The sequence below is a fragment of the Pseudomonas sp. BF-B-30 genome, from assembly GCF_019956305.1.
In the GTDB taxonomy this organism is placed as follows: domain Bacteria; phylum Pseudomonadota; class Gammaproteobacteria; order Pseudomonadales; family Pseudomonadaceae; genus Aquipseudomonas; species Aquipseudomonas jessenii.
Genome location: NZ_JAHBDG010000030.1, coordinates 35,017 through 60,889, shown reverse-complemented (window position 1 = coordinate 60,889; position 25,873 = coordinate 35,017). Strand labels below are relative to the sequence as shown.

Genomic DNA, 25,873 nt, shown 5'->3' with positions numbered 1-25,873 from the left:
GTCGAAGATGCTGTGGCTGATACACCGCTTTCGCGAGCAAGCCCGCTCCCACACTGGACTTGTGTCAACTCAACGCCGCGTGATCACCACCTCCAGGTATTCACTCGGCACCACCAGCGACTTGTTGCCCGCCCGGTTCAACCGGTTGATCAGCTCGGTCAAGTCGGTCTCCAGGGCCTTGGCGCCATCCTCGGGCAGCGCGGCGAAGGCCTTGTGCACCGGCCCGTACCACTGGCGGAAGGTGTCGATGAAATGCGCCGCCGAGCGATAGCGGAAATTGAACGTGCGACGCGTCACCTGGAGCAGGAATTCACGCTCGTCGAAATGCTCGTGCAGCCAGGCTTCGGTGCCCCAGCGTGAGGGTGGATTGGCACCCGGAGGGGGTGGCAGGTGCTGGCCAAGGGTCTTGAACATCTGGCCGACGAAACCTTCCGGCGTCCAGTTGGCCAAGCCAATCCGCCCGCCCGGGCGACAAACCCGTGCCAGTTCCGCGGCGGCTTTGGGCTGGTCCGGCGTGAACATCACACCGAAGGTCGACAGCACGGCATCAAAGCTGCCGTCGGCAAAGGGCAAGGCTTCGGCATCGGCGACCTGGAAGGAGACATTCAGCCGTTCTGCCCGGGCCCGCTCTTCGCCGCGTTCGAGCAAGGCGGCGACATAGTCGGTGGACGTCACCTGGCAGCCACGGCGCGCAGCCGCGAGGGTTGCGTTGCCGTTACCGGCGGCAACGTCGAGCACGCGCTCATCGCACAACAGGTCACAGGCTTCGGCCAGTTGCTCGCCGACGATCTGCAGGGTGGTGCCGATCACGGCGTAGTCGCCGCTGGCCCAGGAGGCCATCTGGCGGTTTTTCAAGGCAGTCAGATCAATAGGTGTACTCATGGAGAAGGTCTCTGGGTTGAAACACGAGTCGGGCCTGGCGGGCATTCACTCCGCCGTTGTCGGATCGATGATGTTCATGACCTGGGAAATGCGATTGGCGGGAAACCCGCTCACCCGAGCGTGCTCCCTGATCTGCTCTTCGTTCGGCGAGATGTACACGCAGTAGAGCTTGTCACCGGTGACATAGCTCTGCAGCCACTGCACCTCAGGCAACTCACGCAACGCCCGGCAGGACTTTTGCGAAGCCGCTTTCAAATCCCTATCCGATAATGCTCCGGCGCCCTGGATCTCACGTTCAATGACGAACTTAGGCATGGCAACCTCTCTTTATTGTTCTTGATGGCAGGGCGGCACTCACCCTGTGATCAAACTATCGCCCTGACGGGCGCTGGCGTCCTGTCCGATCGTCGCCCAACCCTGCCCGATCGTCCGGAGATTCCACGTTGCGCGCCGAGGCGCTCACAATCAGAAATCCTTCCACGGGAAACCCTCAATGGACGCTCTGTCGCAGACCCTGCGCGTCGTGCATCTGGTCGGCGCGATCTTTATCAACGCCCGGTTCACCGCGCCCTGGTGCTACCAGTCGCCCAGCGCCGACACCGCCGCGCCGTTTCTGGAGCCCGATGCGGAACGGGTAGTGATCTTTCACCTGATAACCGAAGGTGAGTGCTACGTTGAACTGGGCGATGACCCGCCGCTGCATCTGAGTGCGGGCGACGTGGTGATCTTCCCCCAGGGCGACGCCCATCGCATGTGCTCACGTCCCGGATTGCCCCCCGCCACGGGTGCGCGACTGGATGCCGTGCTGGCGCGCCGGCCCCGGCAGTTGAGTTATGGCGGGGGTGGCGCGGTCACCCGGTTGGTGTGCGGTTACCTGGCGTGCGACACGCGCCTGGCGGGCATATTGCTCAAGGGCTTGCCGGCGGTGGTGCGGGTCAATGTGCGCGGTTCGGATGCCGGTATCTGGCTGGAATCCTCCGTGCGCTATGCCCTCGCCGAAGCCCGCTCGCCCCGCCCTGGCGGTGAAGGGGTATTGGCCAAACTGGCCGAAGTGCTGTTCATCGAAGTGTTGCGCCTGTACATGAACGAACAAGGCGAAGGCCGCACCGGCTGGCTGGCCGGTGTGCGCGACCGCATCGTCGGCGCCGCCCTCAACGCCTTGCACAAAAAACCTTGCCACGCCTGGACGCTGGACGAACTGGCGCGCACTGCCAGCACCTCACGATCGGTGTTGGCCGAACGCTTCCAGCAACTGGTGGGGGTGTCGCCGATGCAGTACCTGACGCAATGGCGCATGTTGCTCGCCGCCAATCTGTTACGCAGCAGCAACAGCTCATTGACGCGCATCGCCGAAGAAGTGGGTTACCAGACCGATACCGCTTTCAGCCGCGCCTTCCGTCGCGAGTTCGGTGCGCCACCGGCGGCGTGGCGGCGCGGACAGGAGAAAAAAACCATGGCCCACGGGGCAAGACCCGTGAGCCATTGATCGAGCAAGTTACGCCGCTGGCGTGCCGGCCTTGGCCTCCTCCAGCAACTGCTGAATCATTTTTTCCTGAGTGTCGTAACTACCTTCGCCGAAGTGGGTGTAACGCACCTGCCCCTTGGCATCGATCAGGTAGTGCGCCGGCCAGTACTGGTTGTCGAAGTTGCGCCAGATCGCGTAGTTGTTGTCGATCGCCACCGGGTAGGTGATGCCGTATTCCTTCACCTTGGCCCTGACGTTGTCGATGATGCGCTCAAAGCCGTATTCAGGCGTGTGCACGCCGATCACCACCAGTCCGTCCTTTTCGTATTTCTTCGCCCATTCCTTCACGTACGGCAGGGTGTGCTTGCAGTTGATGCAGTCGAAGGTCCAGAAGTCCACCAGTACCACTTTGCCTTTCAGGGCTTCGTTGCTCAGGGCCGGCGAGTTGAGCCATTCAACCGCGCCGTACAGCGAGGGCATGGCGCCTTGGGCATCGCCCATGGTGCTGTCTGCCTTGACCTTGCTGACCAGGTAATCGACGACTTTCGGCACGGCTTCCAGCACGCCTTTCTCCACACTGTTGACACCTTCCGATGAGGTGTTGGCCAGCAACAGGTCATTGGCCCCCGTTGCAATCACTGCCGCACCGGCGAGCACCGCAACCCCGGCGCCACGACGCAACCAGCCGGTGACCGGAATCGACGGTTTCAAGCGATTGACCAGGCCGCGCCCGGCAAAGATCAAGGTGCCCAGGGACAGCGCGCTGCCCGCGCCATAGGCCACCAGCAACAGACTGGTGCCGGCGTTCGCACCTTGCAACATGGCGCTGGTGAGAATCACCCCGAGGATCGGCCCGGCGCAGGGTGCCCAGAGCAGCCCGGTGGCGACACCGATCATGATCGACGCCAACGGCCCGGACATCTTGCGCGAGTCCGGGTCGATGCGATTGCCCAGCAGCACGAAGGGACGGGCCAGCCAGTCACCGACCCGGGCGGAGATCAGCGACAGGGCGAACAGCACCATCACCGCCAGCGCTACGTGGCGGCCAGTGTTGCTGGCCTGTATCACCCACTCACTACTGACCACGGCCAGGCTGGAGACCAGGGCAAAGGTCAGGACCATGCCGCCGAGGGTCAGCAGGATCGAGGAGCGTGTACGGTCGGCCCCGGCAAACAGGAACGGCACGACCGGCAGGATGCACGGGCTGAGGACGGTCAGTATGCCGCCCAGGAAAGCGATGAGTAACATGGGATCACCTAATGCAAATTAGAGGGCAACACAGAACCCATGTGGGAGCGGGCTTGCTCGCGAATGCGTCGGGTCAGACGACACATCGTTGATTGAACAATCGCTTTCGCGAGCAAGCCCGCTCCCACAGTGGATCGAGGTGTTTTCAAGCGGTCTGCTCATCCAGTAACTGCCCTTGTGGCGTGCGGCTGGAACCGTCTTGCGCCAGGAAACCCTGGGTGCCCTTCTCTGCCACAGGCGTGAGCTGGAAGCAGGTGTTGCTGGCACAGGCGCTTTGCTCGACAGCGGCGTTGGCATGGGCCGCCGCACCGGCGGCGGAAAAGACGATGGCGGTCAGGTAGCGGGTAACGTTGTTCATGATGTCCTTCCTGTTGCAAATGGATTTGGCGGGGGTTGATCGCGACACTCAGTTTTCCGAGTTGCAGTTGTCGGCGAATTTGCTGTAATCCAGAACCTGGGTTTTTGACTGGGAGTCGAGGTACGTCAGCCGCGCATTCACCACGCCGCAGGAAGGCGTAGTGTCCTCGGTCAGCGACACCACTTTCCTGATATCCAGTTGGGTGCCATAGGTGTAGGTTCTGGGAGCGACATCGGCTTCGGCACGGGCCGACAAGGTGCAGATGTTCAGTGCGGCAAACAGGCAGGCTGCGTAGATGGCTTTGGTGTTCATGGCGGACTCCTCAAGGTTTCAACAGGTCAACTGTTCGTTGGGCCGAGGCGCTCTGGTTTGCCTCGATGGAACCTATTAAAAGCCTGCGAGGTATCTCGTCTGTGTCGGGAATCGGCGGGAATCAATCGCTGCGTATCAGAACGGTGCCTGGATACAAAGCAATACAAAACCGCTGGAAATCGGCTTTTTTGCCTTCGTGTGTATCCGCAGGCAAGCCGGATACACTGCAATACAAAGGGCGGCAGGCGAGCCCGCCCAGGCTCGATAGACTGTGTGGCATTCCCCATTTACCAGAGGTTTGGCCCAATGGATCACGTTGATCACATCCTCATCGTTGACGATGACCGCGAAATCCGCGAACTGGTCGGCAACTACCTGAAGAAGAACGGCCTGCGCACCACGGTCGTGGCGGATGGACGGCAAATGCGCGCCTTTCTGGAAACCACCCCGGTGGACCTGATCGTGCTGGACATCATGATGCCGGGTGACGATGGCCTGCTGCTCTGCCGCGAACTGCGCGCCGGCAAGCACAAGGCCACGCCAGTGCTGATGCTCACCGCCCGCAACGATGAAACCGATCGCATCCTCGGCCTGGAAATGGGTGCCGACGACTATCTGGTCAAGCCATTCGCTGCCCGTGAACTGCTGGCGCGGATCAACGCGGTGCTGCGACGCACCCGCATGCTGCCACCGAACCTGGTGGTGACCGAAGCCAGCCGCCTGTTGGCCTTTGGACGCTGGCGCCTGGACACCTCGGCCCGTCACCTGCTCGATGAAGACGGCACCATGGTGGCCCTGAGCGGTGCTGAATATCGATTGCTGCGGGTGTTTCTCGACCATCCACAACGGGTGCTCAACCGCGATCAATTGCTCAATCTGACCCAGGGTCGCGACGCCGACCTGTTCGACCGCTCCATCGATCTTTTGGTCAGTCGTCTGCGCCAGCGCTTGCTCGACGACGCTCGCGAACCGGCCTACATCAAGACCGTGCGCAGCGAAGGCTATGTGTTTTCCCTGCCGGTGGAAATCCTGGGCGATCAATCATGACCCTGGCGCTGCATTGGCCGCGGACCCTGGCCTCGCGGCTGTCGCTGATATTCCTGATCGGCCTGATCCTCGCCCAGGCGCTGTCCTTCGGCGCGCAGTACTACGAACGCTACGAGTCCTCGAAAAACACCATGCTCGGCAACCTGGAAACCGACGTTTCCACGTCCGTCGCCATCCTCGACCGCTTGCCCGCCGATGAGCGAGCCGCCTGGCTCAAACAACTGGAGCGGCGCAATTACAGTTACATGCTCAATGAGGGTTCGCCGGGCACGCCCATCCGCACCGACATGCCCGATGCGCCCATTGCCATTGCCTCGATCAAAGACGCCATCGGCCACGATTACCCGATGACCTTTACCGACATCCCCGGGCCGAAAAAACATTTCCAGGTGCACTTGAACCTGGCCGATGGCAGCCCGCTGACCATCGACGTCCGCCCGGCGATGGTGCCGTTGTCGCCCTGGCTGCCCATCGTGTTGCTCGGGCAACTGGCGCTGATGCTGGCCTGCTCCTGGCTGGCGGTCAGAATCGCCATCCGCCCCCTCACCCGCCTCGCCGGTGCCGTCGAAACCCTGGACCCCAACGCCCATCCCGTACTCCTGGACGAAAAAGGCCCGACCGAAGTCGCCCACGCCGCCAAGGCCTTCAACGCGATGCAGGCACGCATCGCGGCGTACCTGAAGGAACGCATGCAATTGCTCGCGGCAATCTCCCACGATCTGCAAACCCCGATCACCCGCATGAAACTGCGCGCCGAGTTCATGGACGACTCCAGCGAAAAAGACAAACTGTGGAACGACCTGGGCGAAATGGAACACCTGGTGCGCGAAGGCGTGGCCTACGCCCGCAGCATCCACGGTGCCACCGAAGAAAGCCGCCGCACCGACCTCGACTCGTTCCTCGACAGCCTGGTGTTCGACTATCAGGACGTGGGCAAGGATGTTCAGCTCAGCGGCAAGAGTGCCGCCGTCATCGACACCCGCCCCCACGCCTTGCGCCGGGTGCTGGTCAACCTGACGGACAACGCATTGAAGTTTGCCGGTGCCGCCGAGTTGCGGGTGCAAAAGCAGGCCGATGGCAACCTCTCGATCAAGATCCTCGACCGTGGTCCGGGGATCGCCGAGGAAGAACTCAAGCAAGTGATGGAACCGTTCTACCGCGTTGAGAATTCCCGCAACCGCAGCACCGGCGGCACCGGGCTGGGGCTGGCGATCGCCCAGCAACTGGCGGTCGCGATTGGAGGCTCCTTGACCTTGAGCAATCGTGAAGGGGGCGGGTTGTGTGCGGAGTTGCGATTGCCGGGGCAGAAGGGTTTGGCTCAGGGGTGAGAGTGCCGGACCAACCGTAGAAAATGGTCGGCTGTCAGGCTGCCTTCGCGGGCAGGCCCGCACACAGGGGGGCGCCGTGATTACAACAACGACAAGGTGTAATTGATGATGAACCGGTTCTGATCCACGTTGCGCCCGGCATCGGTATTGGACCTGGCGTTACGCAGTGTGAACCCCACCCCCTTGAACGTACCCGATTGCAACACGTAGTCCAGGGTCATGTCGCGCTCCCACTCGGACTGGTCACTGGCGTTTTGCGCCTTGATGTCCGTGCCCTTCAGATACACGATCGAGGCTTTCAGGCCCGGCACGCCCAGGGGCGCGAAGTCGTAGGTGTATTGGCCGAAATTCGTCTGCTCGCCGGCCCGGGCAAAGTTCTGGATCATCTTGTCGGTGGGCAGGTAGACACTGCCGCCGCCCGCCCCCTTGTCCCCCAGGCTGCCCTGGTTGGGCTGGACGAAGTTGCTGCCATCGCCCACACGTTGATGCCCCACCGACACTGCGTGACCGCCGTGGCTGTAGGTGACCATCGCGGCCCAGGTGCTGTTGTCGATTTCACCATCGTTGTCGTCGGTGTAGCCCGATACCCGATAGCCTTGCGCACGGCCGGAGGCAGAGCTGTTGGCACCGCTCGACGTGGTACGGAAGTAACGCAGGTCGGTGGTGAGCGAGCTTGCACTGTCGATGAACAGGATGTGCGTCAGGCCGAGGAAGTTCTGGTTGTAGAAGTCTTCCAGCTGCGCGAAGTAATACTGGGTCTTAAGGTTCCTGGTGAGGTTGTAGTCACCGCCGGCGTAGTAGAACTTGTTGCTGTCCTGCGTGCTGCCGGCGACCGACAAGCCTGTGCGGTCCGTCGAGGCGCGCCCTACCGCGTGCTCCAGCACACCGCCGGTCAACGTCAGGCCATCGATGTCGCTCGAGGTGACCTGCGCGCCGGTAAACGATTGCGGCAACACACGGGCATCGTTCGCCAGAAGGATCGGCAATTTCGGCAGCAAGGTGCCGTAGCGAAATTCAGTCTTGGCCAGGCGCATTTTCGCCGTAGGGCCGAAGCTGCTCCAGGCATCGGCCGCGCCATCGCCGTCAGAGGGAATCATGCCGCTACCGACGTGGCGCCCCGCTCCGCTGTCCAGCGTGATGCCGAGCAACGCCTGGGCATCGAGCCCGAACCCCACCGCGCCCTGCGTGAACCCGGACTCATAGCGCAACACGAAACCCTGGGCCGCCTCTTCGGTTTTCGAGGGAGCAGCGCTGCCATCGCGATTGTCGCTGTTGAAGTACAGGGTGCGCATCGACAGGTTGGCCTTGCTGTCTTCCAGAAAACCATGGCCTGCGGTATCGGCAGCCTGTGCGCACACCGAACTGGTGACCAGCAGGACTGCGGTGGGAATCGCTCGTTTGAACATAGGGGGCTCCTGGGTGTTTCTTATCGTTATTTGAAGGTTTCACCGCCAGACAGGACCCGATTACCGCCCACGCAACAGCGCTCGATGAGTGACATGAGTCATCGGACGTTCGAGGCGAGGGTTGACTGACTGGCTTGTGAAACTCTTAAAACACTTCGAGAGGCTATTATCAAACGCGGTGAAAGTAGTTTTCGTACAGGGATAAGCCTTGTCGCACAGGGGTATGGACGATCAGTGTTTTTGAATATCGGTGCGGCGGATTTTCATCATACTGACTTCATCGGCAGCGATCGGTGGCAGCTGGTATGTCACTACAAGAGCAATGACCCATGAACGATCAAATCGAACTTTACGGCGCGAACACCGGCAACAGCCTGAGGGCCGCGATTGCCCTGGAAGAGTCGGGCATCGCCTATACGGCACGCAAGCTCGACCTGTATGCACAGGAACACCGTGGTCCGGCCTTCCTGGCGCTTAACCCGGCCGGGAAAGTGCCGACCCTGATCGATCACGGGACAACTCCGGTGCTGGTCATCAACCAGTCCAACGCCATCATCCAGTACGCCGATTCCATTGCGCCCGGAAGGCTGGCACCGGCGCAGCCAGGACCTGATCGCACCCGGGTGATCGACCGCTATTTCTTTTTCGTGACCGATGTCATCGCCCCCAGCCATGCCGCCTTTTTTCTGCACCAGGCGGGGCAGACCAAGGCGGCGGCGATCATCGATCTGCGCGTGATTGAACAGCTCACCTACTCGGAAAGTTTTCTGACGGACGACTTCATGGCCGGAGCGCAGTTCTCCATGGCCGACATTTCGGCCTTCACCATTGCCACGGCGTTCCGTGATCGGCTGGACTGGAAGCAACTGCCTCAGCTATCACGCTGGTTCGACACAGTCGAAGCCAGGCCGGCGGTTCAACGCGGCTTGAATGTGTTCAACCATTCCTGAGCGTTCGCCGAAAACAAAAATGCCCCATGTCGCCGTCATTGTAGGAGCGAGCTTGCTCGCGATGGTCGTTAACGATTACGCGTGTTTACTGACTAAACGCAGCGCTCTTGAGTCCATCGCGAGCAAGCTCGCTCCTACAGTGACGGCGATGTGCCGGGCATTTTCTGACGTTCTGACGAACACGAAACGACTTTGCCTCAGTCGGTGTAGCCGAACTTCGCCGAACGGCTTTCCTGCGCCTGGCTTCGCGTAGCGAGGCAGTAATACAACGGGCACGTCACCACCAGCCCCACCAGCCACGACAGGTCCGCGCCCTCCACCAGATTGGCATACGGTCCGACGTACAGTGAAGTATTGGCGAATGGCAGTTGCACGATGATGCCGATGAAGTAGGCAATGATCGCATGCAGGTTGAAGCGACCGTAGATGCCGCCGTCAGCCCGGAAGATCGAGGCGATGTCATAGCGACGACGCTTGATCAGGTAAAAGTCGATCAGGTTGATCGAGGCCCACGGCACCAGCACCAGCAACAGCGCCAGAATCAGGCCGATGAATTGCGAAATGAAATTCGCCGAGGCCCCCAGCGCCACCACGCAGCAACCCGCCAGCACGATGCCCGACAACACCACGCGCACCTTGATGCTGGGCGTCCATTGGCTGGCGAAGGTCTGGATCGAGGTGATGATCGACAGCACTGCGCCATACAGATTCAAGGCGTTGTGGCTGATGATGTTGAGCAGGAACAACACCATCAGGATCGGCCCCAGCCAACCGGTGGACTGCTTGACCGCCGCCATCGCCTCGGTGCCCTCCGGGGTCGCCAGTACCGCCACGGCGCCGAAGGTGAACGACAGGATCGTGCCCAGGGTCGCCCCCAGATACGTGGCCCAGAATGGCTTGGCGATCCCAATATCCGCAGGCAGGTAACGCGAGTAGTCCGACACATACGGCGAGAAGCTGATCTGCCAGATGATGCCCAGCGACACCGTGGCCAGCCAGCCGGACAGGTTGAATCCGCCGCGGGTGAAGAAGTCCGCCGGCAGATCATGGGCGAAGATATAGAGGAAACCGGCGAGCAAGGCACTGCCCATCACCCAGGTGCCGATGCGGTTCAGGGTATGGATGAAGCGATAACCGATCACCCCGATGGCCGTGGCGCTGAGGGCGCCGATGAGAATGCTGGCCGGCACCGGAACCGACGGTGCAATGCCGACAATCGATTTGCCTGCCAGCACGATGTTGGAAATGAAGAAACCGATGTAGATCAATGCCGCGAAGAACACGATCAACAGCGCGCCATAGCGGCCGAACTGACCACGGCTCTGCACCATCTGCGGGATGCCCATGCACGGTCCCTGGGCCGACGCCAGCGCAATCACTACACCGCCGACCATGTGCCCGAGGGCAATCGCCAGCAACCCCCAGAACAGGTTGAGGTGGAACACCTGGACCACCATGGCGCCGGTGACGATGGGCAGTGGCGCGATGTTGGTGCTGAACCACAGGGTGAAGAGATCGCGGGCCTTCCCGTGGCGCTCTGCGAGTGGAACGTAGTCGACCGTATGGTTCTCGATCAACGGATCTTGCCGGGACATCTGGGACATGTGCATGAACTCGAGTTTGTCTGTTCTTATCTTTGTATGAAGCCAAACCGGGGGGACTCTCTGGCCGCCCCTCAGATGCGGACCATATTATGGTATTCCAAACTTTAAACAAGACTGATCCGGTCTTTGAACAAGCATCTGAGCCGGCATCCTGCCCGATCCACGCCAGCGTTTGCTAGCTTAAAGCCCAGCAATCATTGGGTTCCAGACAAAAGCCTTACGTTTATCGGTTCACCTAAAAAGACCTTGCAATCGATGTATTACGGTATACCATCAGACCTATAAACACATAAAAACGCGTCACACCACCCGAGGACCGTCCAATGATCGATGCCGCCATCTACAAACAAGTCATGGGTTCGTTCCCGTCCGGAGTGACCGTGATCACCACCCTGGATGACGACGGGCAAATCGTCGGCCTGACCGCCAGCGCCTTCAGTTCGTTGTCGATGGACCCGGCTCTGGTGCTGTTCTGCCCCAATTACAGCTCCGACTCCTACCCGGTCCTGATCAAGAACAAACGTTTTGCCATCCACGTGCTTTCCGGCGGCCAGCAAAGCGAAGCCTATGCCTTCGCGCGCAAAGGCAAGGACAAGGCCCAGGGGATCGAGTGGACGTTGAGCGAGCTGGGCAACCCGATTCTGGCCAATGCCACGGCGGTCATCGAATGTGAGCTGTGGCGCGAATATGAAGGTGGTGACCACGCCATCATGGTCGGCGCGGTGAAAAACCTGATCGTGCCCCGCCAGAGCAGCGGGCCACTGGTGTATTGCCACGGCAAGATGGGCGCGTTGCCGGTCCTGGCCTGATCCCCTTGTGGGAGCGGGCTTGCTCGCGAAGAGGCCGGCACACCCAACATCAATGTTGTCAGGCATACCGCTTTCGCGAGCAAGCCCGCTCCCACAGGTTGCTCACTGACCAGTGAGAAACATTTGCACAGATTTCGTATTATGGTATACCAATAATCAACAGGCCCGCGATCGACTGGCCGACAACAATAGATCCGAGGTAAGCGTCATGAAGTTTTCCCTGTTCGTACACATGGAACGTTGGGACGAAAGCGTCAGCCACCGCCAGTTGTTCGAAGACCTGACCGAACTGACGCTGATGGCCGAGGCCGGTGGTTTCAGCACCGTGTGGATCGGTGAACACCACTCCATGGAATACACCATCTCGCCAAGCCCGATGCCGCTGCTGGCTTACCTGGCGGGCAAGACCACCACCATTCACCTGGGTGCCGGCACCATCATCGCGCCGTTCTGGCATCCGCTGCGGGTAGCCGGTGAATGCGCGTTGCTCGATGTGATCAGCAACGGACGCATGGAAGTCGGCCTGGCCCGTGGTGCCTACCAGATCGAGTTCGACCGCATGGCCGGCGGCATGCCGGCCTCCTCCGGCGGCCAGGCGTTGCGGGAAATGGTTCCGGTGGTGCGGGCATTGTGGAACGGTGACTACGCCCATGACGGCGACATCTGGAAATTCCCGACCTCCACCAGCGTACCCAAGCCGATCCAGCAGCCGAACCCGCCGATGTGGATCGCCGCCCGCGACCCGGACTCGCACAACTTCGCCGTGGCCAACGGTTGCAACGTCATGGTCACGCCGTTGATGAAAGGCGACGAGGAAGTCCTCGACCTGAAGAACAAATTCCAGGCCGCGCTCGACAACAACCCCGGCGTGCCGCGACCGCAACTGATGGTACTGCGTCACACCCACGTGCACACCGCCGACGATCCTCAAGGCTGGGAAGTCGGGGCCAAGGCAATCTCCAGGTTCTATCGCACCTTCGATGCCTGGTTCGGCAACAAGACCACCCCGGTCAACGGCTTCCTCGCGCCGAGCCCGGAAGAAAAATTCGCCGGTCGCCCTGAGTTCGAACTGGAAAGCCTGCACAAGACCGCCATGATCGGTACCCCGGAAGAAATCATTCCGCGCATCAAGTACTACCAGGAACTGGGGGTCGACGAATTCAGCTTCTGGTGCGATAACAGCCTGCCCCACGCGGAAAAGAAAAAATCCCTGGAGCTGTTCATCAAGCATGTGGTGCCAGCGTTCCGCTGATTGCGCCGCCCTGCTCCCCGGACGCGAAGCCGGGGGTCAGCACACCTCAACTGTGGGAGCGAGCTTGCTCGCGATGGACGCCAACGATAACGCGGGCCATCTGAAACACCGCGTTGTCTAGAGTTTTTCGCGAGCAGGCTCGCTCCTACATGGGTCGATTCCAATGATGACTGGTCACCTCCCATCACTCGCCCTTCCCTCCGGCGCCGCGCGGGCTTACCTGCGCGGTGAATGGACCGCTTCGCACCTGCATTTCAAGCGCCTGCGCGCCAGCGTTTCGGCCAAGCAGAACGGTTTCTGGCAAATAGTTCACTGAGCCCACCCGAACAGCCAATCACGCACCCCGCGTCTCGCCATTGCATGGCGCGTACGGTGCATCGTGTTTCGTCTTGATCAGGTTTGCCCAATGAACAATAACAACGCGCTGTTGATCATCGACATGCAGCAGGAGGACGGCTTCGTCCTGGAAAACTTCGACACAGTGGCTACCAATACCGCCACCCTGCTCGATACCGCCCGCCATCAGCGGATGCCTGTCATCTATACCCGCCACATCAATCAGGCCGACGGCAGTGACCTGCCCCACGGCGAACCTCTGGCCGCCGACGGTGGCCCCGGCAGTTACCGCGCCGGCACCCGCCAAGTGGAAATCATCGAGTCGCTGACGCCGCAGTCCGGTGAATTGATCATCGACAAGGGCCGTTACAGTGCCTTCCACCGCACCGACCTCGATGCCCGACTCAAGGCAATGGAGGTCGACACGCTGATCGTCTGCGGCGTGTTGACCGACGTCTGCGTGCTGACCAGCGTGTTCGATGCCTTCGCCCTGGGTTATCGCGTGCGCCTGGTCAGCGATGCTTGCACCACGACCACCGAGGCCGGGCATTACTCGGCCCTGCTGATCATGGCCAACTGGGTCTACGCGCTGGAAATCCTCACCACGACCGAGTGCCAGCGCGCCCTGCAACAGCTCGATCACATCAGCCTGATCCCCGAGCAGCCGGACCTGTTTGCCCACCAACCCCATGAGCTGCAAAGCACCATCGCCCGTCTGCAATCCCACCTCGTCCGGACTCAGGAGTGATCGCCATGCAAGTCGAAAAAAGAAGCATCGATTTCATCCCCGAAACCGAACGTCACGGCAAGCCGGGCTCGCTGTTCTACATCTGGTTCGGCGCCAACATGAACATCACCACCATTGCATCCGGCGTGTTGCCGGTGGTGATGGGACTCAACCTGTTCTGGAGTGCGCTGGCGATCATCATCGGCTCGTTGCTGGGGGCGATTTTCATGGCCTCCCACTCGGCCCAGGGACCGAAGCTGGGCATTCCGCAAATGATCCAGAGCCGGGCGCAATTCGGCGTGTTGGGGGCGGTGTTGCCGCTGCTGTTCGTGATGCTGATCTACCTGGGTTTCTTTGTCAGCAACACCTTGCTCGCGGCCCAGGCGCTGGAGTCCGTCAGCCCACTGCCGATGTCCGGCAATATCTACCTGATCGGCGCGTTGTGCTTCGTCGTCGCGCTCTATGGCTATCGATTGATTCACCGCTTGCAGAAGCTGCTGTCGATTCTGTCGCTGGTGGTGTTCGTGGCCGCCACGGTGCTCGCCTTGCAGTTGCCGATCCCGGCCGAACAATGGCTGCCAACAGGCTTCTCGCTGTCGAAGTTCCTGGTGGCGGTGAGCATTGCCGTGACCTGGCAACTGTCCTATGCACCTTATGTCGCCGACTATTCGCGCTACCTGCCGAGCAGCACGCCCGCCGCCCAGGTGTTCTGGTACAGCTACGCCGGCACGGTCAGCGGCGGCGCGTGGATGATGATTCTCGGGGCAATCCTGAGCGTCGGCATCGGCGACTTTTCCAGCAACGTCGGCGGGCATGTCGCCGGCCTGTTCGGCGCTGGCGCGGTGCTGCTGTTTGCCTTCATCGTCTACGGCCAGGTGTCGATCAACGTGTTCAACCTGTACGGCGCGTTCATGTCGACCATCACCGTGATCGAACCTTTCGCCCGGCTCAAGGTGACCCCGCGGGTACGCTGTGTGTTCATGCTGCTGATCAGCCTGGTGGCCACGGCCCTGTGCACCATCAGTCAGGACGACTTCATCAGCTTCTTCCTCAACTTCATCTTCTTCATGAGCTACTTCCTGATCCCATGGACGGCGATCAATCTGGTGGACTACTACTGCCTGCGCAAAGGCCAGTACCGGATTGACGACATCTTCGACCTGAACGGGATCTACGGGCGGGTCAACCGGATTGCCTGCGGCAGTTTCCTGCTGGCGATTGCCCTGGAAATTCCGTTCATGAACACCACGCTGTATGTCGGCCCTGTGGCCACTGCGCTGGACGGGGTGGACCTGGCGTGGATCGTCGGGTTGCTGGTGCCGGCGCTGAGTTATTACTGGCTGATGAAGCTCGGCAAGCGAGCGCCGATGATGGAGTCAGCGGCCGACTAAATTTCAGGCAAAAAAAATCCCAGGCAGCTGATGGACGCCTGGGATTTAAAAATGCATAAACCGTGGTGGTGAACGCGGCGCGGATATTACGGAATATTTCGGCCTGTAACAAGATATTTTTATTCACCATCCAGTTACTAAACGCTCTAACCCATTAAATATCCACATATTTTTTAAGGGTGACTACAGGAACCAGCGATACTCCCGCGCGCTGATGTCATGCAGAAATGCCAGATGATCCTGACGCTTGTTTTCGCAGTAGACGTCCACGAACTCCGCCCCCAAGCCTTCGCGCAGCACTGCATGATTTTGCATGGACTGCACCGCTTCGAGCATTTCCAATGGAAAATCGATGCCACTGCCGCGGTCTTCGTTGAGCGGTGCAATCGGCTCGCGCTCCCCTTCCAGGCCTTGCTCCAACCCCACCAGAATCGCCGCCAACGCCAGATAAGGGTTGGCATCGGCGCCGGCCAGACGATGTTCAATGCGCAGGTTCTTGATGTCCGACTCCGGAATACGCAAGCAGGCATCGCGATCCTCGAAGCCCCAACTGGCGCGGGACGCGACGTTCACCGTGGCGCTCAGGCGGCGCATGGCATTGTGGTTCGGGGCAAAAATCGGCATGCAGTGCGGCAACACATCCAGACAACCGGCCACCGCATGGCGCAGCGCCCGCTGGCCGTTCGCCGCCAGCAGGTTGTTGCCGGCCTGGTCATACAGGCTGACATGCACGTGCATGCCGCTGCCGGGGTGTTGCAAGTAAGGTTTGGCCATGAAGCTGGCGCGCAGGTTGTGCTTGAGCGCCACGCCCCGGGTGCTGCGGCAGAACAGGGCCGCCCAGTCGGCGGCGCGCAGGCCGTCATCGCAATGGCCGAAGTTGATTTCGAACTGGCCCGGGCCGAGTTCGGCGGTGATCACCGTGGCATCGACGCCTTGGGCTCGTGCCGTCTCGACCATTTCATCGAGCACCGGGGCGAAGCGCGACAAGCGCTCGATGTGCATGTTCGGCTGATCGTCGGCATCGCCGGTCAACTCATCACGGGGAAATTGCGGCAAGCCGTCCTTCAAGCGGCTGTCGAACAGGTAAAACTCCAGCTCGAAGGCCACCACCGGGAAAATGCCTTTGCGGTGCAGACGGTCCAGCACCCGCGCCAGCACTTCACGGGGTTCGAACTCGATGGGTTTTTCGGTGCCGTCGGAGGTGATCAGCATCTGGCCCAAGGGCTGCTTTTCCCAGCTCACCAGTTTCAGCGTGCCGGGCACCAAACGGCGCAGCGCGTCCGGATCACCATCGTTGAAGCAGTAATCGCCGATCTTGAACAGCCCACCCTGGGTGCCGAGCAGCACGCAGTTCTGCGGCAGCTTCAATGCACTGCCGGCAGCGACTTTTTCCAGCATCTCGATCGGGTAGCGCTTGCCGTAGAAATGCCCCGGAATGTCCAGGGAGATCAGGTCGACGTAGCGCACTTCGGGGTTGCAGTGGCGGAAGTTGCGAACCTCGGCCAGCAGTTCAGAGCACACAGCATCCATCGTTTTGTTCCTTGTTGTTATCAGGTGTAAACCCAAAGCACGCGGGTCAGTTGGTCGGACAGGTTGCCGTAGCGGCAGTGCGCATGGCTGGCCAGTTGAAAGCTGTCGCCGGGATGCAGGGTCACCGGTTCGTTGTCGTCGAGCCACAGGGTCAGTTCCCCTTCCAGGACATAACCGCCCTGCTCGGAGCTGTCCTTCATGTGCCGGTCACCGCTGCTGGCACCGGGTTCGAGCTGGCTTTCGAGCATCGAGAACGACGCGCGCATTTTCGGCGAAACGAGGATGTCGGTGATGCCGTCGGCGTAGTACAGCGTGCGGCGCTCGTCCGGGCGGGTAACCCAGGACAAGGCCATGGGTTTGGGCAGGCTGTAGAAATAGGTGGTCGGCACCCCAAGGGTTTCGCTGATGGCGGTCAGGTCCGCCACCGTCGGGCGCGACAGACCGCGCTCGACCTGGGACAGAAAACCCACGGAGCGGCCGATTTTGTCCGCCAGTTCCTTCAGGGTGTACTTCTTGTGTTTGCGCAGGTCCTGGATCAGGATCGCCAGCGCCGAGATTTCTTCTTGCATGTCCATCTAGAGGCTTCCAGAAATTGTCGCTTCAAATGCTGTCGCGCAGTCGATACCAGGCCTTGCCGATGGCTTCCAGCGGCGCGGCCAGGTATTTGCCGCCGGGAAAACTGCCGTTGTTCAGGCCCTGGTACAGGGACAGCTCGTCGGGCTGACCGAGTACCGCGTCGGACACCGCCCTCGCCGCAGCCAGTGTCGGCAGCACGCCATGCCCGGAATACCCCTGCATCCAGTACAGATCGCCACGGCGGCCGATATCCGGTGTGCGCTTGAGGGTCAGGTCGATGTGGCCACCCCAGGCAAACTCCAGATCGACGCCGGTGAGTTGCGGGAACACGCGCTCCAGGAACGGCCGGGTCGCGGCGGCGATGTCCTTGGGCATGCCGCCCAGGTAAGTGCAACCGCCGCCGAACAGCAGGCGGTTATCCGGGGTGCGGCGAAAATAATCGAGCACGAACTGGTTGTCGGTCACGCACACGTTGCTCGGCAGTAGCGCGGTGGCTTGCTCCTTGGTGAGTGGCGCGGTCGCGACCTGATAGGTCCCGACCGGCAACACGCAACTCGCCAGTTGCGGGTCGAGTCGATCGAGGTAAGCGTTGCATGCCAGCACCAGTACATCGGCGCGAATACGACCACGTTCGGTGGTCACCACAAACCCGTCGCCCTCCTCGCCATAGCTCAGCGCCTTGCTTTGCTCGTGGATGCGGCCACCGGCCCGCTCGATTGCATCCGCAAGACCCAAGGCCAGTTTCAGCGGATTCAGATGCCCGCCCTCGGGATCGAACAGGCCGGCCTGATAACGCTCACTGGCAACCCACTGCGGCAAATCGCTGCGCTCGATAAATTGCAGTTTGTCGTGGCCCCACTTGTGGCTGGCCTCGTGTTGCCACTCGGTCAGCAGGCCTACCCGACGGGGCATCACCGAGGTCCAGAGATGACCGGCGCGATAGTCGCAATCGAACTCATGGCGGCCGGGCAAGTCACGCAGCTCGCGCGCGGCCCAGCGCATGCCGTCCCACAAGCGCCGCGCCCGTTCGTAACCCAGCGCCGCTTCCAGCGGTGGCATGTCGCACGACCAGCCGAGAATCGCCTGACCGCCATTACGCCCGGACGCGGCCCAGGCCACCCGGCTGGCTTCGAGCAAGGTCACGCGCTTGCCGGCCAGCGCCAGACGCAAAGCCGTGTGCAATCCACTGAATCCGGCCCCGATGATCAGCACTTCGGTGTCTTGTTCACCTTCCAGTGCAGCTCGATTGACCAGACGATCGGCGCAGGTATGGGCGTAGTAACTGGCGACATGTTGCGTGGATTGCTGAAACATACGGCCTCGTGAAATTTTATATTTTTAATTTCATGAAAAAATACACGGTAAATTTCACACAAGCAATCAACGCGTAAAAAATCCCGCTCAGGCGAACCCGAGCGGGATGTTTTTATTCAGACGTGACGTTCGAATCAATCAGGCCACGGGAATCATCGGATCCGCCGAAGCCAGCGCCGAGGCGCGATCAGCCGCCGGTGGGTAGATCCACTGGGTGTTGATCTGAGTCTTCAATGCCTTGGCTTCGTGCTTGACCAACTTGACCTGACGATCCCAACCCTCGGTGTACACCGCGCCCCAAGCGCCCAGATCGAGGCAGGTCACGTATTTCGGTTGGCTGTACGGCGTCGGGTCGACACCGAGAAGCTGCGCGGCGACATTGTTGCCGGCATGGCGGCCCAGCGAAATAGCATGCTGACAGGTCATCAAGGCGTAGTTGCCGATCTCGTCACTGGCCGCATAGGCGACGTCGCCGGTAGCGAAGATGTCGTTCTGGCCAATGACTTTCAGGTGCGCGTCGACATGCAGACGGCCCAGGTGATCACGTTCGGCGGGAATCTGCTCGGTCAGGGAGCTGGCGCGAACGCCGGTGGTCCAGACCACGGTTTTTGCATCGATGCGCGCCCCGTCGGACAGGGTGACACCGTCGGCATCGACCGACACAACCGAAGCTTTCAAGTGCCATTGCACGCCGGTCGCCACGCTGGCTTCGACGATCGATTCGGCGATTTCCTCACCCATCGAGCCGCCCACTTTATCGCCGCGGTCCACGATGATCACATTGATGTCGGCACGGTCGCCGAAGATGGCCCGCAGGCGAGTCGGCATTTCAGTCGCCGTTTCGATCCCGGTGAAACCGCCACCGGCCACCACCACCGTGTTGCGCGCCTTGCTTTCGGGCTGGCTGGCCAGCGCCTTGAGATGGTTTTCCAGGCGAACGGCCTGCTCGATCTGATCGACGTCGAAGGCATGTTCGGCCACGCCCGGAGTGCTCGACGAAGCCAGACGACTGCCGGTAGCCAGAACAAGTTTGTCGTAGCTGCAGACTTGTCGGGTCCCTGCGGCATCGACATAGCCGACCTGCTTTTGCTCGACGTTGATGGTCTGCGCCGCGCCCTTGATGAACTTGACCCCTACAGCATCAAACAGATCGCCAATCGGCGCGGCCAGTTGATGGGCATTCGGTTCGTAGAAGCGCGGACGCACGCGGAGTTCGGCCTGAGGCGCCAGCACGGTCACTTCAACATCGTTGTGGCCGTGAATGTCGAACAGGCGCGTGGCACTCAATGCGGTCCACATGCCACCGAAACCTGCGCCGATCACCAGAATGTGCTGTTTCATTTTTTGACTCCTGGGGGGAATGACCAAGTGTTGAAAATCGTTGAGCGGTTTAAGGACCGACGCGGGCTTGTACCCAGATAAGCGCCTGCCACTGCGACCGAGCAACTACGACTGTATTAATCCTAGTTAGATCCTGCAACAGGTTTTTATCGAGGGCTGCCACCGAAAAACGCGACCCATGACCTGAGCCCCGTGTAATCAGCGCATCACAGGAGTGTTTTGCTGTCATGAAAAAAGATTCAACGAGAAGGGATTCGTTGCCTTGCTTGCTTTCGGCTGTTAGAATTTGCGACTAATTCAGTCGGAGATTTGCATGTCTCTTTACAGCGCGGGTGTCGAATACGGCATCCACTGCCTGCTTTTTCTGGTGGGTAATGGCGGCGACTCGCGCGAAGCGAGCGTGCGCGACCTTGCCGATCTGCAAGGCGTCCCTCAGGACTATCTGGCGAAAATCTTCACCAAGCTGGCCAAGGCCAAACTGGTGGTCGCCACCGAAGGCGTGCGCGGTGGCTTCAAGCTGGCCCGGCCCGCTGACGAAATCACCTTGCTGGATATCGTCAATGCCATCGACGGCCGCAAGTCGATTTTCGATTGTCGGGAGATCCGTGGTCGTTGCGCCGTGTTTGACGGCGCCCCGCCTGAGTGGGCACTGGAGGGTCTGTGCGCGATCAATGGCGCGATGATGGTTGCGCAAAAACGCATGGAAGAGGCCCTCGCGCAACAAACCATCCTCGACATCGCCAGGAAATTCGGGCGCAAGGCCCCGCCAGAGTTCGGCGTCAAAGTGGAAAGCTGGATGAACGAGCGCCGGGAACGCAAAAGTGCCACCCAGGCCAGTGAGCAAATCATCCCGACGACCAACCTTTCAGACTGATCCACACAAAAAAAACCGGATGCGCACCAGACATCCGGTTTTTTCTGGATTCAGGCGAACATCGGTCGCTGACCGATTTTCGGTCTCCCGCGCTTACAAACAGTCGCGCACGATTTTGCGCAGGTCGCCGGACTTGGCCCAAGGTGGCCCCTGATACAGCGAAACCCGGCTGCCTTCCTTGTACTTCACGATATCCAGCACTTCGTCGGCCGTGATCACGCTGGGCGCGGTGATGCGGAATCCGTTGGATATCGAAACCTGGGTCGTATTCGATACTTCCTTTTGCCAGGCAGGCAACACGCACGCCGCATACTCTTTTGGCGTCTTCTCGCTGTGCTTGCTGACATTCGGCTCACCCGGTACCAACGAAGCCGGCAACGAGCACCCGCCCAGCAATGCCAACACGACTCCCCCCATCAACATCCGCATGCTGTTTCCTTTAATTTGAAATAAGAAAATGTAGCTCGCCGTCGTCCCTACAGCCATCCCCAACGATTCAGCGACTGTCATTGATATCGCTTGGCCCGGTTAGTTCCTTGAATTCAGATAATCCATCCATCTTTCGCAGGCGTCATGGTTGGTCGCCGCCTCCAGGTCAGCGATCAATTCCTGGGCCATGGCCCTGAAATCATCGGTTGTGGTCATTTCACGTCGCCCCCGCAGGAACAATCGGCATTTGAGTAGGACAGCTTATTTTTTCGTTCGCTGTAGTTTTCCCGACCAAAGGAAACCCCGCTAACTCAGACGAACACAACATACGGCGCGGTAAACAGGTCTAAAATTTTGGTGTGCAAAGTTCAGGAGGTCATCATGTGGCTTAACAAATCGGAACAGGAACTTCGGCGCGATCTGCAAGGGCTTGCGTCAGATTTGCGCTGGTCGGCCGTCGAGCTGTTGCGCATCGAGCAGCAATTGCGCCTGCTCGGGAGCGAAGTCGACGCGCAAGCCGTTCAAAGACTGTGTTCTTTATTTCAGGGCGATGAAGAAAAGCTGTCCGGCTACGCCGAGGAAGTGAAGGCCAAGGTCATTAGCCGCAACAAGGCTCAATAGCGGGAGCGCTGCCATGAACAGACCTCTATTCACGCTGGTCGTCGTACTGACCGCGTTGGCAGGCTGCAGCACCAACTCGATCTACAAGGATCAACCGCTGGTCGCGAAAGTCGACACCGGCATGACCCAGGAGCAAGTCCGGCAAATCGGCGGCCAGCCGCTGGCGGTCAGCAATCGTAGCGTCGAACCCGGTACGTGCTTTGACTACAAACTGACTCATGCCGACCATCAGCAGCCGTACAACGTCAGTTTCGACGGCCGCGGCATGGTCGACCACAAGAGCTTCATGACCTGCGCGGAGTGGAGCCACACGCAGCAAAAGGCCAGGGAACCCTCCCGCCCCAGCGGAGGCGGCGGCTACTAGCGCCCTTGAGGATTTTGCAGGCTGTAGGAGCGAGCTTGCTCGCGATGGACTCAAGCGCGGCGGGTTTAGCCAGGAAACACGCGTTATCGTTAGCGACCATCGCGAGCAAGCTCGCTCCTACAGGGGGGGTCATTTTCCCGCAGGCCTGCCAGCACGTGCCCTGTAGCCGGGCAGCGATGCGGCAAATGCCAGCGCTTCTTCCCGACTGGCAAACGAGCCAAGCCGGTCACCCTGGGTACATACCCGCCAGGGGCCGTTGTTCACGCTGAGTACGTCATAACCATTCATGTGCATCTTGTTCAACATAGGAACGCTCATAGTCACCTCCTCTCGGGCAGTGATCTCAGGTTGACTTGCCTACCTTACACCCACCCTTGTCCAAAATACCGACCAGACGTCGCCATGGAAATTCCCGAAATCGATTGCACTTTTCCTCGCATTGCCCCCTCGAATTACTCGTAAAGTGCTCAATCGACCCTGGCCCGAATGCTGCATTTCAATGCCTGTTCCATCTCAACAGGCCATTAGGTAATCAATGAAAGTACGCGCAACGATCATCTGCGAGCAGGACAGGCATGTACTGCTGGTACGCAAACGAGGAGGACGCTGGACGCTGCCCGGCGGCAAGCTCGAACGGGGTGAAAGCGCAGCCGATGCCGCCGTTCGCGAGCTGCTGGAGGAAACCGGCCTGCGGGTCGACGAGTTGATATACGTGCTGGAACTGGAGTCGGGCGGCACCCGACACCACGTATTCGAGGTGTCGGTGCTGAATCTGGAGCAATTGCGACCGCTCAACGAAATCACCGATTGCATCTGGCACCCGCTTGATGCGCTACACAACCTGAACATCAGCGACGCCATGCGCAGTATTGTCAGCACCTTTGTGCGCCGCTTGTAGGCCCTAGCCTTTGGCCAACGCCGTCGCAGCCCTGTCGATCAAGGCCGCCACTTCGGCGGGCATCGACGCCAATGACGCGTGGCTGGCATTCAAGGTCAGGATCTCCCGGGCGTTGAGTCGCGCGGCCATCCATTGCTGGTTCTGTGGCGCGATCATCCGGTCTGCGGTCGAAATCTGATACCACGATGGCTTTTTCTTCCAGGCCACCGTGCCAATGGTGTCACCGAAGGTACTCGCCAGCGGCGCTTTCTGGGTGATACCCATGACCAACCCTTCGGTCGCCGGCAGGTCCTGACAGAAGCTTTCGTGGTAGAGCTCAGGCTTGACCCACAGGTATCCGTCGCTGTCGGGAGCCAGGTTGGCCGCCGCCGCTGGCAGATGCCTTTGCGTGATGCCACCGGGGCTTTCACCGGCGTCCGGTGCGAATGCGGCGATGTACACCAGGCCCACCACATTCGGCAAATCACCCGCTTCGGTGATCACCGCGCCGCCATAGGAATGCCCCACCAGCAGCACCGGACCGGGCACCTGGGCGACCATCTTGCGCGTACGCTCGGCATCATCGGCCAGCGAAGTCAGCGGCAACTCGACGGCACGAATGCGTGTGTCACCCCGGCTGACCAATTTAACGATGACCTTGTTCCAGTGGGCAGCACCGCCCCAAAAACCATGGACCAGCACGATCGTGGGTTTATCACTCATCACCATGACTCCGTTTGCCGATGGGGTTGTCTGTCGTTCGCCTCAGCCCTGATCGCCTCCGCCCACGGGCATGACCATGCCGGTGATATAGGACGCGTCGTCGCTGGCCAGAAACAGAATAGCCCCCGCCTGCTCATCCAGGGTGCCGTAGCGTTTCATCAAACTGCTGTCGAGGGTCTGGTCGACGATCTGCTGGTACCAGAGTTTTTCCTGCTCACTCTGCTCGGCACCATTGCGGGGTATGCGTCGCGGCGGTGCTTCGGTGCCACCAGGCGCCGTGGCATTGACTCGCACGCCGCGACCGGCGGTTTCGAACGCCAGACAAGCGGTCAAGGCATTGACCCCACCCTTTGCCGCACCGTAGGGCACGCGGTTGAGGCTGCGGGTAGCGATGGAGGAAACGTTGACGATCGCACCGCTGCCCTGCTGCAACATGAACGGCAGCGCGGCATGGCAACACCACAAGGTCGGGAACAGCGAACGGCGAACCTCGGCCTCGATCTGTGACGCTTCATAGTGCTCGAACGGCTTGGCCCAGATCGTCCCGCCGACGTTATTGACCAGCACATCGAGGCGACTGAAGCGCTCGACGGCGGTTTGCATCACCCGACTGCATTCCTCATATTGCTCAAGGTCGGCGGTCAGGGCCAGTACCTGGGTGGTTGGCGCCAACTGTTGCTGGACTTCGAACACCAGGTCGGAGCGATCCACCAGGATCAGCTTCGCCCCTTCGGCGGCCATACGCTCGGCCACCCGCCGCCCGATACCTTGGGCTGCGCCGGTGATCAGCGCGACTTTTTCGTGAAATCTGTTCATGTGTACCTCATGAAGAAGGTTGCCGTTCGACTGTGGGAGCGAGCTTGCTCGCGAAAGCGGTGTCACGGGCAACATCGATGTTGAATGTTCCTGCCTCTTCGCGAGCAAGCCCGCTCCCACATGAGTCCTGTGTCGCGCACGGCATTTGTGTACGACTGCTACCAACTGTGGGAGCGGGCTTGCTCGCGAAAGCGGTCTCACGGGCAATATCAATGCTGGATGTTCCGGCCTCTTCGCGAGCAGGCTCGCTCCCACATTGGGTATTTGTGCGTGACTCAAGCCGCGCTGGCAGCAAATTTTTCGTAGTAGAAATTCGCGGGCTTGATGCCTTGCTCGCCAATGTACCGGCTGACGGCCTCGACCATCGGCGGCGGGCCGCACAGGTAGACGTCGACGTCGCCATCGTTCAAATGCCTGGGCTCGATGTGCTGGGTCACATAGCCCTTGAGCGGGTGTTGGCTCTCGGGGCTGGCGACGCAGGCGCTGAAGGTGAAGTTGGGGATGCGCGCGGCAAAGGCTTCGAGGCGGTCGAGTTCCACCAGGTCGAAATCGTGGGTCACGCCGTAGATCAGATGCAGCGGGTGATCGCTGCCCTGCTCGGCGATCTTCTCCAGCATCGCGGTGAACGGCGCCAGCCCGGTGCCACCGGCCAGCAGCAACAACGGCCGACGGATGTCGCGCAGGTAGAAGCTGCCCAAAGGACCGGCCAGGCTCATGCAGTCGCCGGCCTTGGCCATGCCGGTGAGGAAGCTGCTCATCAGGCCACCCGGCACGTTGCGGATCAGGAAACTGACCTCACCGTCGCGCTGTAACGAGCTGAACGAATAGGCACGGGTCTGCTCGCTGCCGGGAATCCCCAGGTTCACGTATTGCCCCGGCAGGAACGCCAGTTTGCTCAGGGATTCGCCCTTGATCGACAGCGCGATGGTGCTGTCGGACAGTTGACGCACGGCACTGATGGTCGCGTCGTAGCTGGCCTGACGGGTGCGGCAAACCTGCGAGGACGTCGGTACGCGCACCACGCAATCGCTCTGGGCACGCATCTGGCAGGTCAGGACAAAGCCTTGCTCGGCCTCGTCAGGGCTGAGGGCGTCTTCGATGTACTCCTCGCCCAGATCGTAGGTGCCGGCTTCGGCAAAACACTTGCAGGTACCGCAAGCACCGTCGCGGCAGTCCAGCGGGATGTTGATGCCCTGGCGGTACGCGGCATCGGCCACGGTTTCGCCAACGTTGGCGTCGATGAACCGGGTGACGCCGTCTTCAAAATTGAACGCAATGGAATGGGTCATGACG

General features: G+C 60.5%; 29 protein-coding genes. 13 read left to right on the top strand and 16 right to left on the bottom strand.

Translation table 11 applies throughout. The features are described from left to right. Nucleotides 1–69: 69 nt before the first annotated feature. Both KGB29_RS16635 and KGB29_RS16630 read right to left on the bottom strand, forming a co-directional pair. On the bottom strand, nt 70–882 hold the full coding sequence (locus KGB29_RS16635; protein ID WP_057715441.1) for a class I SAM-dependent methyltransferase: 813 nt from the start codon (nt 880–882) through the stop codon (nt 70–72). 45 nt (nt 883–927) lie between these two features. Beyond that, nucleotides 928–1,197, bottom strand: a complete 270-nt coding sequence (locus KGB29_RS16630) for a DUF4242 domain-containing protein (RefSeq protein WP_057715442.1) — start codon at nt 1,195–1,197, stop codon at nt 928–930. Between the two features lie 178 nt (nt 1,198–1,375). On the opposite strand from KGB29_RS16630, the gene KGB29_RS16625 reads away from it, so the two are divergent. Then, nucleotides 1,376–2,368: an AraC family transcriptional regulator gene (locus KGB29_RS16625; protein ID WP_150814995.1), complete on the top strand. Its 993-nt coding sequence runs from the start codon at nt 1,376–1,378 to the stop codon at nt 2,366–2,368. A 9-nt stretch (nt 2,369–2,377) separates the two neighbouring features. On the opposite strand, the gene KGB29_RS16620 is transcribed toward KGB29_RS16625, so the two are convergent. The 3 genes from KGB29_RS16620 to KGB29_RS16610 all read right to left on the bottom strand — a co-directional run bounded on the left by KGB29_RS16620 (nt 2,378) and on the right by KGB29_RS16610 (nt 4,265). Further along, entirely contained in the window at nt 2,378–3,595 is a 1,218-nt protein-coding gene (locus KGB29_RS16620) for a cytochrome c biogenesis protein DipZ (RefSeq protein WP_150814994.1), read from the bottom strand. Nucleotides 3,596–3,740: 145 nt separating this feature from the next. Continuing rightward, entirely contained in the window at nt 3,741–3,953 is a 213-nt protein-coding gene (locus KGB29_RS16615) for a hypothetical protein (RefSeq protein WP_150814952.1), read from the bottom strand. A gap of 48 nt (nt 3,954–4,001) precedes the next feature. Next, nucleotides 4,002–4,265, bottom strand: coding sequence for a DUF2790 domain-containing protein (locus KGB29_RS16610; RefSeq protein ID WP_057715446.1), 264 nt, complete (start codon nt 4,263–4,265; stop codon nt 4,002–4,004). A gap of 306 nt (nt 4,266–4,571) precedes the next feature. On the opposite strand from KGB29_RS16610, the gene KGB29_RS16605 reads away from it, so the two are divergent. Further along, a complete protein-coding gene (locus KGB29_RS16605) occupies nt 4,572–5,312 on the top strand; it encodes a response regulator (RefSeq protein WP_008050458.1) in 741 nt (246 codons plus the stop codon). Then, nucleotides 5,309–6,640, top strand: coding sequence for an ATP-binding protein (locus tag KGB29_RS16600; RefSeq protein ID WP_150814953.1), 1,332 nt, complete (start codon nt 5,309–5,311; stop codon nt 6,638–6,640). Before KGB29_RS16605 ends, KGB29_RS16600 begins: the two co-directional genes overlap by 4 nt. Nucleotides 6,641–6,720: 80 nt before the next feature. Here KGB29_RS16600 and KGB29_RS16595 read toward each other — a convergent pair whose 3' ends face one another. Next, nucleotides 6,721–8,046 (bottom strand): OprD family porin, encoded by a 1,326-nt coding sequence (locus KGB29_RS16595; protein WP_150814954.1) that lies wholly within the window; start codon nt 8,044–8,046, stop codon nt 6,721–6,723. A 329-nt stretch (nt 8,047–8,375) separates the two neighbouring features. On the opposite strand from KGB29_RS16595, the gene KGB29_RS16590 reads away from it, so the two are divergent. After that, on the top strand, nt 8,376–8,996 hold the full coding sequence (locus KGB29_RS16590) for a glutathione S-transferase family protein (RefSeq protein WP_154910980.1): 621 nt from the start codon (nt 8,376–8,378) through the stop codon (nt 8,994–8,996). A 197-nt stretch (nt 8,997–9,193) separates the two neighbouring features. On the opposite strand, the gene KGB29_RS16585 is transcribed toward KGB29_RS16590, so the two are convergent. Further along, nucleotides 9,194–10,600 carry a purine-cytosine permease family protein gene (locus KGB29_RS16585; RefSeq protein WP_150814957.1) on the bottom strand — a complete coding sequence of 469 codons (1,407 nt, stop codon included), beginning with the start codon at nt 10,598–10,600 and terminating at the stop codon, nt 9,194–9,196. A 323-nt stretch (nt 10,601–10,923) separates the two neighbouring features. Here KGB29_RS16585 and KGB29_RS16580 point away from each other — a divergent pair, with 323 nt between their 5' ends. The 5 genes from KGB29_RS16580 (at nt 10,924) to KGB29_RS16560 (ending at nt 15,115) form a co-directional block, all read left to right on the top strand. Further along, entirely contained in the window at nt 10,924–11,409 is a 486-nt protein-coding gene (locus KGB29_RS16580) for a flavin reductase family protein (protein WP_057715451.1), read from the top strand. 208 nt (nt 11,410–11,617) lie between these two features. Next, the gene (locus tag KGB29_RS16575) at nt 11,618–12,661 is read left to right on the top strand and encodes an LLM class flavin-dependent oxidoreductase (RefSeq protein ID WP_046043514.1); all 1,044 of its coding nucleotides are present in this window, start codon (nt 11,618–11,620) and stop codon (nt 12,659–12,661) included. 166 nt (nt 12,662–12,827) lie between these two features. Beyond that, the gene (locus KGB29_RS16570) at nt 12,828–12,977 is read left to right on the top strand and encodes a hypothetical protein (RefSeq protein ID WP_167362844.1); all 150 of its coding nucleotides are present in this window, start codon (nt 12,828–12,830) and stop codon (nt 12,975–12,977) included. A gap of 90 nt (nt 12,978–13,067) precedes the next feature. Continuing rightward, entirely contained in the window at nt 13,068–13,745 is a 678-nt protein-coding gene (locus KGB29_RS16565; RefSeq protein ID WP_150814958.1) for an isochorismatase family cysteine hydrolase, read from the top strand. A gap of 5 nt (nt 13,746–13,750) precedes the next feature. Next, the gene (locus tag KGB29_RS16560) at nt 13,751–15,115 is read left to right on the top strand and encodes a purine-cytosine permease family protein (RefSeq protein WP_150814959.1); all 1,365 of its coding nucleotides are present in this window, start codon (nt 13,751–13,753) and stop codon (nt 15,113–15,115) included. A 183-nt stretch (nt 15,116–15,298) separates the two neighbouring features. On the opposite strand, the gene KGB29_RS16555 is transcribed toward KGB29_RS16560, so the two are convergent. The 4 genes from KGB29_RS16555 to KGB29_RS16540 all read right to left on the bottom strand — a co-directional run bounded on the left by KGB29_RS16555 (nt 15,299) and on the right by KGB29_RS16540 (nt 19,876). Further along, a complete protein-coding gene (locus tag KGB29_RS16555) occupies nt 15,299–16,645 on the bottom strand; it encodes a glutamine synthetase family protein (RefSeq protein ID WP_218543900.1) in 1,347 nt (448 codons plus the stop codon). 20 nt (nt 16,646–16,665) lie between these two features. After that, nucleotides 16,666–17,220: a helix-turn-helix domain-containing protein gene (locus KGB29_RS16550; RefSeq protein WP_008000492.1), complete on the bottom strand. Its 555-nt coding sequence runs from the start codon at nt 17,218–17,220 to the stop codon at nt 16,666–16,668. Between the two features lie 25 nt (nt 17,221–17,245). Then, nucleotides 17,246–18,535 (bottom strand): NAD(P)/FAD-dependent oxidoreductase, encoded by a 1,290-nt coding sequence (locus KGB29_RS16545; protein ID WP_150814961.1) that lies wholly within the window; start codon nt 18,533–18,535, stop codon nt 17,246–17,248. Between the two features lie 138 nt (nt 18,536–18,673). Continuing rightward, on the bottom strand, nt 18,674–19,876 hold the full coding sequence (locus KGB29_RS16540; protein WP_150814962.1) for an NAD(P)/FAD-dependent oxidoreductase: 1,203 nt from the start codon (nt 19,874–19,876) through the stop codon (nt 18,674–18,676). Nucleotides 19,877–20,189: 313 nt separating this feature from the next. Here KGB29_RS16540 and KGB29_RS16535 point away from each other — a divergent pair, with 313 nt between their 5' ends. Then, a complete protein-coding gene (locus KGB29_RS16535; RefSeq protein WP_150814963.1) occupies nt 20,190–20,750 on the top strand; it encodes an RrF2 family transcriptional regulator in 561 nt (186 codons plus the stop codon). A gap of 93 nt (nt 20,751–20,843) precedes the next feature. Here KGB29_RS16535 and KGB29_RS16530 read toward each other — a convergent pair whose 3' ends face one another. Then, complete coding sequence (locus KGB29_RS16530) at nt 20,844–21,179, bottom strand: hypothetical protein (protein WP_057715459.1); 336 nt, start codon at nt 21,177–21,179, stop codon at nt 20,844–20,846. A gap of 381 nt (nt 21,180–21,560) precedes the next feature. On the opposite strand from KGB29_RS16530, the gene KGB29_RS16525 reads away from it, so the two are divergent. Together KGB29_RS16525 and osmE are read left to right on the top strand one after the other, a co-directional pair. Then, a complete protein-coding gene (locus KGB29_RS16525) occupies nt 21,561–21,800 on the top strand; it encodes a hypothetical protein (protein ID WP_057715461.1) in 240 nt (79 codons plus the stop codon). 13 nt (nt 21,801–21,813) lie between these two features. After that, nucleotides 21,814–22,164 (top strand): osmotically-inducible lipoprotein OsmE, encoded by a 351-nt coding sequence (gene osmE / locus KGB29_RS16520; protein WP_150814964.1) that lies wholly within the window; start codon nt 21,814–21,816, stop codon nt 22,162–22,164. Nucleotides 22,165–22,293: 129 nt separating this feature from the next. On the opposite strand, the gene KGB29_RS16515 is transcribed toward osmE, so the two are convergent. Next, nucleotides 22,294–22,482: an SPOR domain-containing protein gene (locus KGB29_RS16515; RefSeq protein WP_150814965.1), complete on the bottom strand. Its 189-nt coding sequence runs from the start codon at nt 22,480–22,482 to the stop codon at nt 22,294–22,296. A gap of 217 nt (nt 22,483–22,699) precedes the next feature. Here KGB29_RS16515 and KGB29_RS16510 point away from each other — a divergent pair, with 217 nt between their 5' ends. Beyond that, nucleotides 22,700–23,062, top strand: coding sequence for an NUDIX hydrolase (locus KGB29_RS16510; protein ID WP_150814966.1), 363 nt, complete (start codon nt 22,700–22,702; stop codon nt 23,060–23,062). Between the two features lie 3 nt (nt 23,063–23,065). Here KGB29_RS16510 and KGB29_RS16505 read toward each other — a convergent pair whose 3' ends face one another. The 3 genes from KGB29_RS16505 to benC form a co-directional block, all read right to left on the bottom strand. Beyond that, on the bottom strand, nt 23,066–23,764 hold the full coding sequence (locus tag KGB29_RS16505; RefSeq protein WP_057715465.1) for an alpha/beta hydrolase: 699 nt from the start codon (nt 23,762–23,764) through the stop codon (nt 23,066–23,068). A gap of 42 nt (nt 23,765–23,806) precedes the next feature. After that, complete coding sequence (locus tag KGB29_RS16500; protein WP_090454739.1) at nt 23,807–24,580, bottom strand: 1,6-dihydroxycyclohexa-2,4-diene-1-carboxylate dehydrogenase; 774 nt, start codon at nt 24,578–24,580, stop codon at nt 23,807–23,809. A 275-nt stretch (nt 24,581–24,855) separates the two neighbouring features. Further along, nucleotides 24,856–25,869, bottom strand: a complete 1,014-nt coding sequence (gene benC, locus KGB29_RS16495; protein ID WP_150814967.1) for a benzoate 1,2-dioxygenase electron transfer component BenC — start codon at nt 25,867–25,869, stop codon at nt 24,856–24,858. Between the last annotated feature and the right edge of the window lie 4 nt (nt 25,870–25,873).